Origin of the sequence: Pollutimonas rozaliensis, from assembly GCF_048751585.1 — a bacterium.
GTDB lineage: Bacteria > Pseudomonadota > Gammaproteobacteria > Burkholderiales > Burkholderiaceae_B.
In genome coordinates, this window is sequence record NZ_JAZHOB010000012.1 from 1 (window position 1) to 15,972 (window position 15,972).

The 15,972-nt window shown below is 54.8% G+C and carries 13 protein-coding genes; 3 read left to right on the forward strand and 10 right to left on the reverse strand.

The annotated features are described in order from the left end of the window. The first annotated feature begins 41 nt into the window (after positions 1–41). Both V0R37_RS20290 and V0R37_RS20295 read left to right on the forward strand, forming a co-directional pair. Positions 42–899 (forward strand): porin, encoded by an 858-nt coding sequence (locus tag V0R37_RS20290; protein WP_420376292.1) that lies wholly within the window; start codon positions 42–44, stop codon positions 897–899. A 319-nt stretch (positions 900–1,218) separates the two neighbouring features. Beyond that, positions 1,219–1,545 carry a DUF4148 domain-containing protein gene (locus tag V0R37_RS20295; RefSeq protein WP_420376293.1) on the forward strand — a complete coding sequence of 109 codons (327 nt, stop codon included), beginning with the start codon at positions 1,219–1,221 and terminating at the stop codon, positions 1,543–1,545. A gap of 141 nt (positions 1,546–1,686) precedes the next feature. Here V0R37_RS20295 and V0R37_RS20300 read toward each other — a convergent pair whose 3' ends face one another. The 6 genes from V0R37_RS20300 to tnpA form a co-directional block, all read right to left on the reverse strand. After that, on the reverse strand, positions 1,687–3,021 hold the full coding sequence (locus V0R37_RS20300; RefSeq protein WP_420376294.1) for a heavy metal sensor histidine kinase: 1,335 nt from the start codon (positions 3,019–3,021) through the stop codon (positions 1,687–1,689). Then, a complete protein-coding gene (locus tag V0R37_RS20305) occupies positions 3,015–3,710 on the reverse strand; it encodes a heavy metal response regulator transcription factor (protein ID WP_420376295.1) in 696 nt (231 codons plus the stop codon). The genes V0R37_RS20300 and V0R37_RS20305 overlap by 7 nt, the downstream gene beginning before the upstream one ends. 344 nt (positions 3,711–4,054) lie before the next feature. After that, positions 4,055–5,212, reverse strand: coding sequence for a porin (locus tag V0R37_RS20310; RefSeq protein WP_420376296.1), 1,158 nt, complete (start codon positions 5,210–5,212; stop codon positions 4,055–4,057). Positions 5,213–5,390: 178 nt separating this feature from the next. Then, complete coding sequence (gene tnpC, locus V0R37_RS20315) at positions 5,391–6,944, reverse strand: IS66 family transposase (protein WP_420376367.1); 1,554 nt, start codon at positions 6,942–6,944, stop codon at positions 5,391–5,393. A 72-nt stretch (positions 6,945–7,016) separates the two neighbouring features. After that, a complete protein-coding gene (gene tnpB / locus V0R37_RS20320; protein ID WP_420376297.1) occupies positions 7,017–7,349 on the reverse strand; it encodes an IS66 family insertion sequence element accessory protein TnpB in 333 nt (110 codons plus the stop codon). Continuing rightward, on the reverse strand, positions 7,346–7,720 hold the full coding sequence (gene tnpA, locus V0R37_RS20325) for an IS66-like element accessory protein TnpA (RefSeq protein WP_420376298.1): 375 nt from the start codon (positions 7,718–7,720) through the stop codon (positions 7,346–7,348). Before tnpA ends, tnpB begins: the two co-directional genes overlap by 4 nt. A 593-nt stretch (positions 7,721–8,313) precedes the next feature. Here tnpA and V0R37_RS20330 point away from each other — a divergent pair. Then, positions 8,314–8,646, forward strand: a complete 333-nt coding sequence (locus tag V0R37_RS20330) for a DUF4148 domain-containing protein (RefSeq protein ID WP_420376299.1) — start codon at positions 8,314–8,316, stop codon at positions 8,644–8,646. Positions 8,647–8,856: 210 nt separating this feature from the next. Here V0R37_RS20330 and V0R37_RS20335 read toward each other — a convergent pair whose 3' ends face one another. The 4 genes from V0R37_RS20335 to V0R37_RS20350 are packed head-to-tail and all read right to left on the reverse strand — an operon-like array spanning position 8,857 to position 15,257. Further along, positions 8,857–9,213 (reverse strand): copper-binding protein, encoded by a 357-nt coding sequence (locus V0R37_RS20335; protein WP_420376300.1) that lies wholly within the window; start codon positions 9,211–9,213, stop codon positions 8,857–8,859. Between the two features lie 56 nt (positions 9,214–9,269). Further along, complete coding sequence (locus V0R37_RS20340; RefSeq protein ID WP_420376301.1) at positions 9,270–12,419, reverse strand: efflux RND transporter permease subunit; 3,150 nt, start codon at positions 12,417–12,419, stop codon at positions 9,270–9,272. Then, a complete protein-coding gene (locus V0R37_RS20345) occupies positions 12,416–13,942 on the reverse strand; it encodes an efflux RND transporter periplasmic adaptor subunit (RefSeq protein WP_420376302.1) in 1,527 nt (508 codons plus the stop codon). Before V0R37_RS20345 ends, V0R37_RS20340 begins: the two co-directional genes overlap by 4 nt. Next, a complete protein-coding gene (locus V0R37_RS20350) occupies positions 13,929–15,257 on the reverse strand; it encodes a TolC family protein (RefSeq protein ID WP_420376303.1) in 1,329 nt (442 codons plus the stop codon). The genes V0R37_RS20345 and V0R37_RS20350 overlap by 14 nt, the downstream gene beginning before the upstream one ends. Between the last annotated feature and the right edge of the window lie 715 nt (positions 15,258–15,972).

Sequence of the window (15,972 nt, forward strand, 5' to 3'; positions counted from 1 at the left end):
CTTGGACTTCGGGTTGCGTGGCATAAATGCTCCTTGGACGCATGTTATGCCTTGAACACGAAATTACTGACAGGCCCCGTCTGTATGGCCGCGAAGCGGTGCTTGGTCTTAAATCCGATGCTTGGGGCACGATCACGCTGGGCCGCCAGGGCAACATCGCCTATCGCTGGCTGGCTGGTGTCGCCACGCCCTTCGGCAACAACTTCAATCAAGCTCGTACCGCCGGCACGTTCAGCGTGGCTGAGGTACGTTACGATAACCAGATTCAGTACCTGACTCCCAGCATTTCTGGCTTCCAGGCTGGTATCGGGTATTCGTTCAATGCGGATGGCGAGCAAGAGTTCAAGCAGGGGGACCATAACGAGCCGAATGTCCGCGCCGTGACTGCTGGTCTACGCTATTCGAATGGTCCCGTGGCTGCGGTCCTGACCTATGACCAGATAAAGGACGCCACGACCGGCACCGGCGTCAAGGCCAAATCCTGGAACCTTGCAGGCAGTTATGACTTCGAGGTGGCCGAGGTACATCTGGGCTTCGGCATCACTGATGACGGCTGGTTCGGCACTCCTTCTCAACTGCGCAATTCTGAACTCGGTTTCGGCAGTATCCGCGCTTACAACGACGGCTTCCGTGCTAACTCTTACGGCGTAGGCCTAAGCGCTCTTGTCGGCGCGCGCGGTAAGCTGCTCGCCGGTTGGGGCATGGTCGATCCACGCGACAACGGTGCGGCCTACGCTGGCCGAGACCTCAAATCGCAGCACATTTTTGGTCTAGCCTACACCTATAAGCTCTCCACGCGCACCAATCTTTATGCGCAAGGCGCCTATGGCAAAAATGTCGCCTTCGCTTCGGGTAACAAGACTCAGTCGATTGGCGTCGGCCTGCGTCACAGCTTCTAAGTTGGCATGATGTCCATCAGCGGTGCAGAAACTCCATGCACGCTGATGGGCGATTGTGCTTGCCTCGATAGCCGCTATGGTGTGCTGCTTTTCTTTCCGAAACGACGGCATGGCGGGGAAGAAGCCAGGCGTGATCGACTGTGTGCACTACCGAATCCACTTAGGCAAAGGTCATTACGCTTTGAATTGGGTAACAAAAAAGTAATGCGCGTGTTCGCAAACTGACCGGGCTGATTTCCTACAATTCATTCAAGCGGCTTAACTTTCATCACGCGCCATTGCGCAGCCGCATGAGTTCGTAAATTCTAGGAGTAAACGTATGACTAACTTGAAAAAGAACCTTCTCGCAGCAGTGCTGCTGGCAACAACGACGATGGCGGTCAGCGCACAGCCGCATACCTCCACTGTGAGTGCAAGCGCGGTAGCGTCCTCGAACATAGCCGATGTTTTCGGAGAGCCCAAGACGCGTGCGGAGGTACGTGCGGATCTAGCATTGTGGAAAAAAGCAGGGCTCGATAAATTCTGGGCTGGCGAGAGCACTCCTGATACCTTTAGCCGTGAATACAGGTCTGCCTATGCCGAGTATGTGCGGCTGCGTAGTGGCCCCGAATATAACGCAGAGGTCCAGCGGCAATCGGGACGATAGTTCGATTTGACGACGCTCTTCTCCGCGATGGGATGGCGGTAGTCACCGCGCACGGCTAGACTTGTGCGCGGTTTTTTTATCCAGCGCCCAGCCGGCCATTTCATGTATGGAGCATTTAAGAGCCTCAAACCAGAACCGAGACTAATGTATCGGTCTAGCCACGGTAAATCCCATTGTGACCAATCGCTCAACCGACCGGGCAAACGTTTTGCCGCCATGCATTCGAGCTATTGCAGCAACGATTGCTAACCCCAGCCCAAAATGATCTTGATCACTAGACACCCGCTCTGCCGGTAGCCTGACGAACCGCTCAAAGCACCTTACCAGGTGCTCTTGTGCGACAGGCGCGCCAAGATTACAAACTGCGATCCGCACCTCTTCGCCTTCTGATTCCACTACGATTAGCACATCACTGAACGCGTCGGCGTGCCGGATCGCATTTGATAGTAGATTCGACACGGCGCGTTGAAAAAGCGTACGACTAATCAATGCTGAGGCGTCGCCCACTAGCAGTAACTTCACATCAGCTTCCTCGGCCTGAGCTTCGTGATAATCCATAACCTCCTGGATTGTAATGGCAATACTGTTGGTCGGTTCCGTCTTAATCCTCGTGCCACCATCGGCCCGTGCGAGGAGCAGAATGTCGCTTATGACTCTTTCCATTCTGTGCAGATCTTCCAGATTAGAAACGAGCATTTCTTCAAGCGAGCGCTCATAGCGTTTAGAACTTAATGCCAGCTCGGTTTCACCAATCAGCGTTGCCAACGGCGTCCTTAGCTCATGGGCCAGATTGGCATTAAATTCCTCCATCTGAGCATAGGCACCTTCGATACGTTCGAATAACGCGTTGAACTGCGTAATCAACGGGGAAATCTCTGCCGCAGGGTCCTTCGCCTCAAGCCGCTCGCCAAGCCGTTCCGGGGACAACTTTGCCACCTGGCTGCTCAATGCATCGATCGGGGTCAGCGCCCTGCGAACCAACCACGCTGCACCTAACGACGCGAGTGCTGCGCCTAAAATTGCGCCGATAAACAGAGCCAGTGCCAAGCGCTTGAGAAAACGGATGTCGGAAGTGATGTCCATGCTCAGTTGCGCTTGGATCGGTCCCGTCGATAGTCCATACTCGGGTAGCATAAACGTAAGCTGCCGAAACATGCTTGCCTTGGCGTTTAACGGTCTCTTACCAAACGTCTGGATCACACTGTTACTCTGCAGAACTAACGAGAGCTCTGGATGGCCATGGAAGAAATCCAAGAGCTGATGTTGCAACGAGTCGGGGCTATCTTTAGATGCATTTTCCGTAGCTAAATGCTGAATCGCCCTCTGCTTTTCCCTCAAAAGTTCGGTCTGGCGGGTCGCGAAATTCGAACCAATAACAAGATAGACAGCTGTACAGATAAGTCCTACACTTACTAAGGTTTGTATCGCGAGCCAGCGCGAAAGTCGGCCTCGAATTGAGTTTGAGCAACTCAACATTCGCCATCCCGAGCCTCAATTACATAGCCCATGCCGCGCACGGTGTGTATGAGTTTGTTCTCGAATGGGCCATCCACCTTTGCGCGTAATCGCCGCACGGCCGCTTCAACTACGTTAGTATTATTGTTGAAATTAATATCCCAGACCTGTTCGGCTAAAGTCTGCCGGGACAAGACTTGGCCACGCTTGCGCATGAATAACTGAAGCAAAGCGAACTCCTTCACAGTCAAGTTGATCGGCTGCTCGTTCCGAAAGACGCGTCGGCGCAGAAGATCTAGCTCTAGATCGGCTACGCGAACGATATTCGTGTGGGAGTCAGTCAAGTTTGCAGGGTCGTTCCTGCGAGCCAACGCAAAGATCCGAGCCATGAGCTCAGTTAGTGAGAAGGGCTTAGGAAGGTAATCATCAGCGCCATCCTCCAGCCCTCTTACCCGGTCTTCAACCCGATCTCTTGCGCTGAGCATGAGCACTGGCACACGACTCTGTTTGCGTAGCTCGCGTAACAATTGAAATCCATCCATACCCGGCAACATTACATCCAGAAGGATAAGATCGTATGGGGTTTCCTGTGCGAAAAATAGGCCTTCCCTGCCGTCGCCAGCCACATCAACCACATAGCCATGCTCCGTCAACGCTCGAAGTAAGTAGTCTGCAAGCTTTCTTTCATCTTCGACCACAAGAATTTTCATTGTTGTTGTGATTCCTCCATGGAAAATGGCTAAGCGCACAGTGGTACGTGAGGCGAGAACGCATCTGCAGTCGTCGTTAGCAGCTCGTCCCTAACGCACGGTATGCTCGTAACCCGTATACGTTACGTTAGTCAGCCTGTCATTAGCAGGACACGGTGATTACGAATCCGTAACCTTGCTGGCATACGCCCTGCGCCATACGGCCTCGGGCAATGCACAGCATTCCGCGACAAAGGAGCCGAGAGCCGTCACGGTACGTTCGAGGAGTTTTCTCGGACCCATGCGGAAGCCTCTTCGGTCCCGCTACGCTAAGTGAACGCAGCGGGCATCCCATACACATTGGGTCAAAACTGATGACGCAACCCTACGCTGACAGTTTTAACCTTCGCGTCGTCCAAGAATGCGAAGTTATCGGTATACGAGCCGACGGCATACAACTCGGTCCGCTTTGAGAGCGTATAGGTATAACCGAGGCTGAACGTATTTGAGCTTGCATCTCCTCCGGTAAGATCTTTGTTATTTGCGTCTGCTCGCGCCCAGGAGCCGAACATGCTGCCCGCGGCTCCTACCGGCGCAGAGACTGCAACTAAGTATGAATTTGACTTGAAACCGTCGACGAAAACATTAGTCGGCACACCGGAGAAGTTCCCTACAGCCCCCCCAGGCAAGCCTGCCCCACCGAACCAGCCATCAGTCGTCCTGCTATACGCAAGTGCCAGCTTGGCTACTTCAAAGTCGTAGGCTGCGCCAACGACATACGACCTGGGCGTCGCCTGCGTCTGTTGATCACTCAGCTTGTTCGAAGGGTTTAGTTGATCATACGATATAAAGGCTGACAACGGCCCATTCCCGTAGCGAAGCGCTGCTGTTATGGCGCGTGTATTATCAGCCGTATTGAATCCCACTTGATTCGATTTGGAATCATCCGCACTAAATGAGTACCCAAGGCCCATGGTGAAGCCATTTATCGTCGGCGTCTCATAGGTGACTAGTTGGTCGTAGCGTACCCAATTTACTGAGCTAAAGCCCGACCCACTGCCCATATTCAGTTGAGTAAAACCTCCGCCAAACATTGGGCCAAGAACGCTGTAAAAATAGCGCGACCCAATGTTGTACTGGCGACCTATATTGAACTGACCCCAATTATCACTGCCAAGCCCAACAGTCGCGTTACGACCGAACAGGCGACCGCCTTGAGTCGATTGCCCATTGCTAAGATTGAAACCGGACTCCAGTTGAAACTTGGCATACAGTCCGCCGCCAAGATCCTCTTTTCCCCGTATACCCCAACGCGATCCGTTCTTGACGCTGTCCGTCATGCCGAAGCGGCTGCGATCTAATGACACTCTCTGATTGCTGACTGGATCTACTATCGTCCCGTCCACCTTCGAGTAGCCAACGCCCGCGTCGAGTATTCCGTATAGCGTAACGGAGGTCTCCGCCTGAGTAGTACTGGATAGTAACGTAGCCAGAGCGGCCATTATTTTTAGCGTATTTTTCATGAAAGGCTCCTTTAACCCTGAGGTAGACACGGCGCTGATTGCAGTAAATGCTCGTTCCTGCATGCACGCTTTAACGCGAGATCCATACATGAAGCGAAGTAAGCGCCCGGTGAACACACATTGACGAACGGCCGCAGTTGCGGCCGTCAGTTTTTAGTCATCGGGTTAACGGCGTTAACTACGCCGTTTCAGGTTGCCACCGGTGCGGCAACAACGCTTCGATCCGGTTATTCGGATGCGTGGGCAGACGCGTGAGAACACCTTTGAGATAGGCATACGGATCATGCCCGTTCATTTTCGCTGACTGGATCAGGCTCATCACGGCAGCCGCACGCCGGCCCGCCCGCTGGGAGCCAGCGAACAGCCAGTTCTTGCGGCCAAGAGCAATTGGCCGGATCTGATTCTCGATCCAATTGTTATCGATGGGTAATCGACCATCATCCAGGTAGCGCGTCAGCGCCGCCCAGCGCTTCAGGCTGTAGTCCAGCGCTCGGGCAATGCCGGTGCCGTCGGGCACCTTCAGACGATGGGCCAGCATCCAGGCATGCAGTGCCTGGGCAATCGGCCTGGCTTGTTGTTCACGTAGGCGTTGGCGCTCCTCAGGCAGCAAGTCTGCCCCCTGGACTTCGATCTCATAGAGCTGGCCGATGGACTTCAGCGCCTGTTCAGCGATCAGACTTTTGCCCGACTGATGCAGTTCGAAGAATTTGCGTCGAGCATGCGCCATGCAACCGACCTCGGCAATGCCTTGTTCGAAGCAAGCTTTATATCCGCCATAATCGTCGCAGATCAGTTCGCCGCGCCAGTCGCCCAGGAAGGCCCGGGCGTAAGCCCCGCTGCGTCCTTCGGTAAAGTCGTAAACGACAGCCTTCAGATCCTGGAAGGCGCCGGGGGCATAGGCCCACAGATACGCGCGATGGGTCTTCTTGCTACCCGGTTGCAGGACTTGAACAGGTGTTTCGTCCACATGCACCACCGGTTCGTTCAGGATGGCCTCGCGCAGGGCATCGACCAGCGGCTGCAAGCGCACCCCGCATACGCCTACCCATTCAGCAAGCGTGGAGCGGGGGATCTTCACGCCGGCGCGTGCAAATATCTGTTCTTGGCGGTAGAGAGGGAGATGATCCGCATACTTCGCTACCAACACTTGAGCCAGCAGACCCGAGGTAGCGATTCCCTTGTCGATGACCTGTGCCGGCATGGGCGCCTGGGTCAGCGTTTCGCACTGACGGCAAGTCCATTTGCCCCGGATATGTCGTTCGACGCTGAACACGCCTGGGATGTAATCCAGCTTCTCGGTGACGCTCTCACCGATGCGCTGCATCTGGCAGCCGCAAGTACACGTGGTGCAGTGTGGTTCGTGGTGCACCTGGATACGGGGCAACTCCGGCGGCAAGGCCTGACGCTTGGGCTCAGAGACCGTCTTCTGCGCAGGCGGCTGCCCGCCCAAGCTGATCAACTCCTGCTCGATGGCAGCGATGTCGGCATCGACGGCGTCTTCCAGCAACAGCCCCTGCTCGCCGCCGAGCTGTTCGCTCTTCTTACCGAAGCGATAGCGGCGCAGCACCGCGATCTCATGCGTGAGCTTGCGGATGTGGGTGTCCTTGAACTGGATGTCGTGCGTTTGCTTGACCACCAGTTGGCGGGTCTCATCGAGCTCGCCCATCAACCGCTTGGCCAAGGCCCGCAAGGCATTGGCATCAAGCTGTTCGAGGGTAGGCGCAGATTTCACAGACATGGCCGCCATGATGCCATGCCTGTGAGCGGGGCACTATTCGGATTGCACCGGATTGCAAATTTGTGCTCATAAGAGGGCGATCGACCCGTTCTCGCCCAAGCGTTGCCACGGCAGGCCAATGACCAGGGCCCGTGCCTGTTCAGCAGAGAGCTCGATCTGCGTTTCACCGGGACGTGGCCAATGCACACCGCCTTGATGCAGGCGGCGCACGGCCAACCAGATGCCGAAGCCATCACACACCAGAATCTTCAACCGTGTGCCCCGGCGGTTGGCAAACACATAGGCGTGATGCGGCTGCGAGGCGCCGAAGACTTCCACGACACGAGCCAGCAGCCGATCCATGCCACTACGCATATCCACGGGCTCGACGGCCAGCCAGATTCTCTCGATGCGGATCACCGAAACAGCTCTCGCAACCAGGCGCCGCACTCGTGGGCGGCCTGCGCGGGCCAGCTCACCCACGCTTGCAAGGCACCTCGTTGTAATTGGACCTCAATGGCCAGCGGGGGAGCCGACGCGCTGTGATGTGCGTCTATTGCCGGTGTCGGGCCGGCAACGACAGGAATAAACACTGGCGTGTCCGGCAGCGTCAGCTCGCCCCGCCTGGCTTCGCGGCGCCAACGCTGGACCATGTTCGGATTTAGGCCATGCGCAATGGCGATGCCCGCGACCGAAGCGCCTGGCTGGTCGCATGCCTGAAGAATCTGTGCCTTGAAGGCCTTGCCGTGCGTGCGTCGCCTGGGCCGCTGGGCTGAAGAGTCTGATTCCATGGATAGTCCCCACTAAAAACAAGTGGGGACTATCGTCCAAATTGCGGCGCTCCCTCAAGGTGTGTTTGGCGGACGCTTACGAAGCGAATCCAAGACTGCGGGACTAAGAGCTTAGTCGGCGGTGCCCAACAATCTACGAACTCATCGATTACAAATTCGTTATCTGCATAACGTCGAGATCGACACTCTGGCCCCTTTGGGTTTGCGAACGCCCGATTAGCTTTAATAATTGCAAAGGTTCTTGCTGCCGATAATCGGTCGAATGAAGTCGCGAAACAGTGTCTCAAGTTTTGGGTCTGCCACACCGCGGCATATTTCCGCAGGCTGTAGGCGCGAATAATGGTTGAAACAGCGAGCTCTCCGCGACAGCCCAGTCCGGCTAGTCAATCAGCGAGTCAGCACGTGTATACGCACGACCGATACAACCAGCAACGATCATGACGACAGATTGACGAAGATGACGCAAATGTCATGCTGTCGTCATCGGCCTGTTGGCGCTCGGGGCATACAGTAGATCCATCGCCAGAAAAACTAGCACGGCGCTAGTGAATCAACGACTCCGTTGGCAACCACTCTTTTAAAAGGAATGAATAATGTCCCTTCGTACCAAAACTCTTGCCGCCTTGCTTACAGCAGTTATTGCCGTTCCCGCTACCAGTTTCGCTTACTGGATCCCTGACAACAGTGAACAGGGGGGCACCGAAGTCGTCGATTGGTCCAACATGAAGAGCCGTGCACAGGTGCTTGAGGAGCTCGAGCAGGCAAAGGCAGACCCTTCATGGGCCACCCGCCAGGGGGAAGAAACCGGGACTTGGTCTCTGGCCGGCGCTGAGCAGACGAAATCGCGCGCCGAAGTTCGACAGGAATTGGAATCAATGAGCGAGACAGAAAAAGCGTATATCCAAAGCTTTTACACCGGCGCGTAAGCCGTTCTGATCTTTTTCTAATATAGTTAGGGCAGCCAAACGGCTGCCCTATTCTTTTCTGGAATCATTGCTTTGTAGACTGCGACTCGGATCCGCCATGTGAGGCGCACACCATCCGGCAGCAATCATGACATTGGCGCTCACGCCAGGAATGCCAGATAACCTAAAAATACGGCCGATGGTGCTCAGTGGCCTTCCAAGCAGCAGACACTAGCGCTTCTTTAACGTCATGATGGTATAGGTTCCATTCAGGTTCTCAAGCCTGAATTTAACCTTTTCCCCTTCTTTGGCCTGTTGCAATACCGTTGCATCTTTGGCTTTGTAAGCCATCGTCATCGGTGGCATGCCGACGTTCTCGAGTGCGCCGTGCTCAATCGTTATCATGCCGCTTGGCCGGTCCACTTTACGAACCACACCATCAGCCAAAGCGGTGTCCACCCTAACTTCCGAAGACGCCGCATTGGTACTTGCGGTCGGACCATTAGCATTACCACCGGCTGCCAAAGCGGTAAGGGATATGCCAAGCGCTAGGCTAGCACCTAGCGAAAATGAGATCAGTTTCTTCATAACAATTTCTCCGTAGATTGGAAAATATGGTGCGTATGCACCGGGCGAGTACGACCTTACTGATGCTTTCTTTCAAGGCGACGGATTTGACGCCGTTTCAACAAAAGCCAGGCGGCTGGGATAACGAACATCGACAGAATAGGCGCCGTAACCATCCCGCCAATCATGGGTGCAGCGATACGTTGCATGACCTCCGAGCCAGTACCTTGACCCAACATAATTGGAAACAGGCCCCCCAGTACGACAGCCACCGTCATGGCCTTTGGACGAACCCGTACTACCGCCCCTTCTCGAATGGCTTCCATCAGCAATGACTCAGTAAATGGCTTCCCGCAATTGAGGCGATCATTCAAGGCCGTTTTCAGATAAAGCAACATTACAACGCCAAATTCAGCTGCCACGCCAACAAGGGCAATGAAACCAACCGCAGTTGCCACGGAAATTGCATGTCCCAGCATCCAGATGAGCCAGAACCCCCCAATCAATGCAAACGGCACGGTCACCATCAGCAACATCGCATCGGCCACGGAATTGAACGTAAGAAATAAAAGCACAAAGACCAGTGCCAGCGTCATGGGCACGACGGTTCGCAGCTTTGCTTCCGCCCGCTCAAGGTATTCGAACTGGCCGGACCAGGCAATGGAGTAGCCTACTGGCAGCATCACGTCGCGCGCGACGACCTTCTGCATCGCTTGAACGACCGAAGACAAATCTGCATTTTGTATGTCAACGTAGACGTAGCCCGTCAAGCGTGCATTCTCACTACGGATCATCGGTGGACCATCGGAGATTCTGACGTCCGCAACATCTTCAAGGCGAATTTGCGCGCCCCGATCAGTCACGATAGATAACTGTCGCAGATCGTCCAGTGAATCACGTATCTCGCGCGGGTATCGAACATTGATGGGGAAGCGGCGACGTCCATCGATCACCTCTCCTACGTTCTCGCCCCCTACCGCCGAGGACACGATACCTTGAATGTCGGTAATGGCTAAGCCGTACCGCGCAGCAGCCATTCGATCGATATCGACATCGATGTAGCGTCCGCCCGTCAAACGTTCGGCTAACGCCGACGAGACGCCTGGAACGCCCTTGACCGCCGTTTCAACCTGCGAGGCGATCTTATCGATTTCCTCCAGGCTTGGGCCTGATATCTTGACGCCTACCGGCGTCTTGATCCCCGTCGATAGCATGTCGAGTCGATTTCGGATGGGTGGCACCCAGACATTGGTCAAGCCCGGTACATTGACGGCCTGATTCAGTTCTTCAATCAGTTTTTGAGGCGTCATTCCTACACGCCACTCGTCTCGAGGTTTGAACTGGATCGTGGTTTCGAACATTTCAAGTGGAGCTGGGTCCGTGGCCGTATCGGCGCGACCGGATTTGCCAAAAACTGTTGCTACCTCAGGAACAGACTTGATCATGCGGTTGGTCTGTTGCAAGAGTTCAGTGGCTTTCTGGGCAGACAATCCGGGCAGTGCCGTGGGCATATACAAAAGGTCACCTTCATCAAGAGCGGGCATAAACTCACTGCCTAGGCGTGAAATGGGAACCAGCGTCACTGCCAGAGCGACAACCGCCAACGCAATAACAGCCCAGGGACGCCGCAGCGTTGCCTCGAGCATTGGCCGGTACATCCAAACTAGTACACGATTAATCGGGTTAGCCATTTCACGAGGAATACGTCCCCGAATCAAGTAACCCATCAACACCGGAACTAATGTCACCGAAATGGCTGCAGCGGCTGCAATCGAGTATGTCTTGGTGAATGCGAGGGGCGCGAACATCTTGCCCTCTTGTCCCTCCAGAGAAAAGACGGGTATAAAGGACAGCGTAATGATGAGTAACGAAAAAAACAGGGCTGGCCCCACCTCTGCGGTCGATGTCGCGATCAGCTCCCATCGTCGCGATGTCGTGAGTGGCGTGTCGGGGTGCTGGTGTTCGTACGCTTCAATATGCTTGTGCGCGTTCTCTATCATTACGATGGCCGCATCGATCATCGCGCCAATTGCAATCGCGATGCCGCTAAGGGACATGAGGTTCGCGTTAACGCCTTGATAGCGCATCACGATGAATGCCGCGAGTATGCCTAGCGGCAATGAAAGAATAGCGACGAGGGCACTGCGCAAATGGAACAGGAACAAAGCGCAAACTATTCCGACGATAACGAATTCTTCAAGTAGCTTGTTCGTAAGATTTGATACAGCACGTTCGATCAACTGCGAGCGATCGTAGGTCGTCACCACCTCAACTCCCGGCGGCAGCGATTTACTGAGTTCAGCCAGCTTCTTTTTGACCGCGTCGATAGTGGTGAGCGCATTCTTTCCGGACCGCATAACGATCACGCCTCCGGCTACTTCACCCTCGCCATTTAACTCAGCAATTCCTCGGCGCATCTCCGGCCCAATCTGAATACGCGCGACATCGCCTAGCAAGACAGGTGTGCCGGAGTCGCTCGCGCGCAGTACGACATTCCTGAAGTCGGCCAACGTCTTAAGATATCCCGAAGAGCGAACCATGTACTCGGATTCAGCCAGTTCCAGCACTGAGCCACCTGCCTCCTGGTTCGACTTACCCAGTGCATCTTTTACCTCAGCCAATGTAATCCCATAGGCGCGCAGCTTGTCTGGATCCACCACTACCTGATACTGGCGAACCATGCCGCCGATAGAGGCCACTTCGGAGACGTCTGGCACGGCCTTTAACTCGAATTTTAAAAACCAGTCATTCAAGGCTCTTAATTGACCCAAGTCGTAAGAATTGGTTCGGTCCACCAACGCGTATTCATAGACCCATCCCACGCCGGTGGCATCCGGCCCAAGTGAAACGCTTGCGCCAGGGGGTAACCGGCTCTGCACTTGGTTCAGGTATTCCAGTACACGCGACCGAGCCCAATACTGATCAGTTTCGTCATCAAAGAGCACGTAGACAAATGCATCACCAAATGACGAATACGCCCGGATTGTTTTAGCGCCGGGAACCCCTAATAAGGTCGTAGTGAGCGGATAGGTCACCTGATCTTCCACGACTTGCGGCGCCCGGCCGGGATAGGACGCCTTGATAATGACTTGAGTGTCGGATAGGTCTGGCAAGGCGTCAATCGGCGTATCCAACAGCGAAAATATGCCCCATGCTGCAATAACGACGGTCCCTAGCAACACGAGAAAGCGGTTATAGATGGACCAATGAATTAGGCGCGCAATCATCGGACTTTCTCCATAACAGGCTCAACCGACAGTAACTGATAGCCATCACTCGACTGCTTGAACGAGAATCGCGCAGTTTGACCTAGCTTTACTTCCGGGAACGCGTCAGCATCGGGCTTGCTGAACGTCATCGTCATGGCGGGCCAGTTCAATGCAGAGACAGCTTGATGCGAGAACGTGATGCCGTCGGCAGTGATTTGCTCAATTTTTCCGGTCGTTTCATAAGACGGTGCGGGCACCGCTATTGTTCCGCCGACCTCCTCCTCGCCAGATGGAGTTTCTCCCTGAAGCTTGGGAAGGATAGAGCGCAAATTCGCTTCAGAATCGATCAGGAATTGGCCCGAGGCGACGACCTGTTGACCTTCGTGCAGCCCGCGCAGGATTTCCGTCATATCATCAAGACGAATGCCCAGCTCAACCTTTACCGGCTGAAGCCGCCCCGCCTCGTTCTTTACAATGACCACCGACCGCTCGCCCGTTGTTATTACAGCCTCAGAGGGGACAAGCAAGCGCGAAACTGATTCTTCCGCGCTAATGTGCGCGCGCATCAGCATTCCGGGCGTCAATCCCAGCTCAGTATTGTCGATTTCCAGCCGAGCCTGCAACGTCCGACTGTTCGTACTGATTCCGGGCAAGATTTCGCGAATTCTCGCCTTAACGCGCCGATTTGAGTCGCCCGAGAATACCGCGTCAACTGTCATGCCGGGGCGAACCCTCGACGCCATCGATTCTGGTACCTCGATCACAAGCCACAGTTTGTTCAACCCCACCAGCTTGGCTAAGGTCTGGCCCGGTGCCACCATTGCGCCGTTGCGCACCGAAAGCTCGGTGATCACTCCCGAGACAGGTGCATGCAAAGTAATATACCTCTGCACCTTCCCGGTTCTCTCCAGCGTACTGATCAGGTCTTTCGGTATCGACAGTGCCCGCATACGTGTGCGCGACGCCGACAGCATTTCTTCACCAGCACCGCCGCGCTTAAGCGCAAGATATTCTTCCTGCGGTGCGAGCCAATCCGGAACGAACAGCAATGCGATGGCTGCCCCCTCTTTGACGTGTTGCAAGGGTGCATCTGCATGGAGCCGTTCAATGAATCCATTCACGCGAGACTGAATAAACACCGCTTGCGACTCGTCAAACTGTGTCGTGCCGATCGCGTCAAACCCTTGCTTGGTCTGTTCTCTGGTGACCGTCGCATAGCGGATGCCTAGGCTCTGTTGGAGGGACGAATCTATGCTGATTCCGTTGGCTACGCCCTCATCGGCATAAACCGGCTGAAGTGGCATATCCATGAAGGGTGATTTTCCGGGTTTATCAAATCGTTGGCCAGGCACCATCGGATCGTGCCAGTACAGAACTTTTCGATCCGATTGAGCTGCCGCCTTACTAACATTTTCCACATTTGCGCCAAGGCGCTCTGAGACGCTACCCCCTTGTCGCACACCGAACAAATAGCTGGCGACAAGGAGTATCGCTACTCCCGCGAGCGCAGTGATAACACGTATCCACTTAGTCGGCTGCATGACTAACCCTTTGTGTAAACTCATCATTAGTTGGGATAATCTGGTACTCAAGCTGAGCCCAAATTTGGGCAACATCCCGTTCCAGTTCGAGAACCTGAAGTTGCGCGTCCAACAGGTCCCGCTTCGCCTTAAATACCTCTGCCAGCGACCCGGCACCAGCCTTATAAGCCGCAGTTGCTAGCCCAACTTGACGTTCTGCTGCTGGCAGTAGCGTAGTGTTGAGACTGTCAACACGTTCCCGCCCGTTCGCTAGCGCGGTGGACAAGTTTTCGATATCCGCTTGAACCTGGCGCTGGGTCTCACGCAACATAAAACGGGCCTTATTGCCCATTGCAGCCGCTTGAGCCACATCTCTGTCCTGCCGGCTAGCTCTGGCGATGGGTAACGGGATGCTGACCCCCACCGATACCATATCTTGGTACTGGCTACCTCGCTGTTGGTATGTCACGCCCCACGTCCAGTTTGGAGATCTATTACTGGTAGTGACGGCGGTAGCAGCATCAGCTATTGATATCTCCCGCTCAGCAAGGAGCAGCTCAGGTTGAACTCGATTGAGCTCCTGTAGCGTGAGCGAGGACACCTTGCTGTGCAGCGACGGGATTTTTCCCTCTACCCGTATCACAGGTGCGGCGACCCATCGGCTTAGTGAAATCAGTGCTGAACGGAGGTCCTGTTGGGCTTTGAACAGACTATCCTTCGTCTGCGAGCGCAACATCTGCATCTGCGTTACATCAACTGCGGTCGCGCGCAAGCCGCGATAGGAAGCACGCGTCGTAGTAAGCTCTTCTGTCATCTGAGTCATTAACGCGTTAGACAATCGAAGGGCTCGTTGGGCATAGGCCGCGTTAAGCCAAGCGATCGCCGTCTGCTGTCGAGTGTTAGCAGTTTGCAAGGTCAGATCTGCTCGCGCCCTATTCACCTGCTGATCGGCAAGGTTCTCGCGGCGCCCGCGTTTATCTGCTGAAACCCACTCCTGTTCGATACCAATGCGTCGCATTGTCATCGAATCCCGACTGACCGAATAACGCATTGGGCCTTCAATTGGAACGCTGTCAATACCCAACTTCAGTACTGGATCAGGTAGTTCGCCAGCCGATACGACAGCATTCAAACTGGCCGATATTGATGACTCGCTCGCCTGTATGGCGGCGGAGCGGTTCGTGGCTTGGGCAAGAGCTTCCTCGAGAGTGAGACTGGCCCCCTGGCCATAGGCGGATCCGCTTGCTGTTACAAGTAGAACGCACAAAAAGCCGACGCGCACCGCAGCACTCACCATAACGCGCGACGATGCGCGCGGAGGTATAACTGCAAACATGATTAACTCCAAATAGTTTTTTGGGATCGCTCACGGCTATAGCCGTGGAACAAAAAACGGAACCCGGAGTCAAGTCAAATGCGTAACCTACGTGTCAACAGAAATACAGCGTTATGGTCAGTGCCGCCTTCGGGCAAGTCAGCGTAGATGACTATCGGCCATGTGGGCGACGCAGGCGATAGCGCGGCCGGATATGAAAATAAGAAAACTGGCTCTGACGCAGTCGGCTGTGCACTAGCCTGGTTCAGCTGGCTTTCATCTGAAGAGTGCTGTGCACATAGAGATGGTTGCGCCTCATCGATTATCCTCAAATTACCGGCGGGCTGGGTGCAGCCGTGGCCCGCTGGTTGTTCGGTTGAGGCAGCGGCCTGCAATTGAGGTTGGGGACACACATAGCTAGCCAATGCCAGGCGCGAGAATAGTAGCGCAGTGAGCATCACTACGATCAATAGCCAGCGAGCATTGGGCCGAGTCAGTTGCATGATGCGCTAATCAATAGTCCCAAGACTATTGCCTTTTGCCTCGCAGTTGCCCACGCATTGGAGCGATTACGGAGGGAGCTTTGGGATAATACCCAGCCCTAAAGAGGGTTGCCTGCACTTGCTGCAAGCGATTATAAACCCCTTCGCGGCACACGGTTGACAGACCATCGATTTTCTTTGCAGCGGATGCACTGGCAAGTGCAAGCGACGCCACTAATGCGCTACGCAAAGCT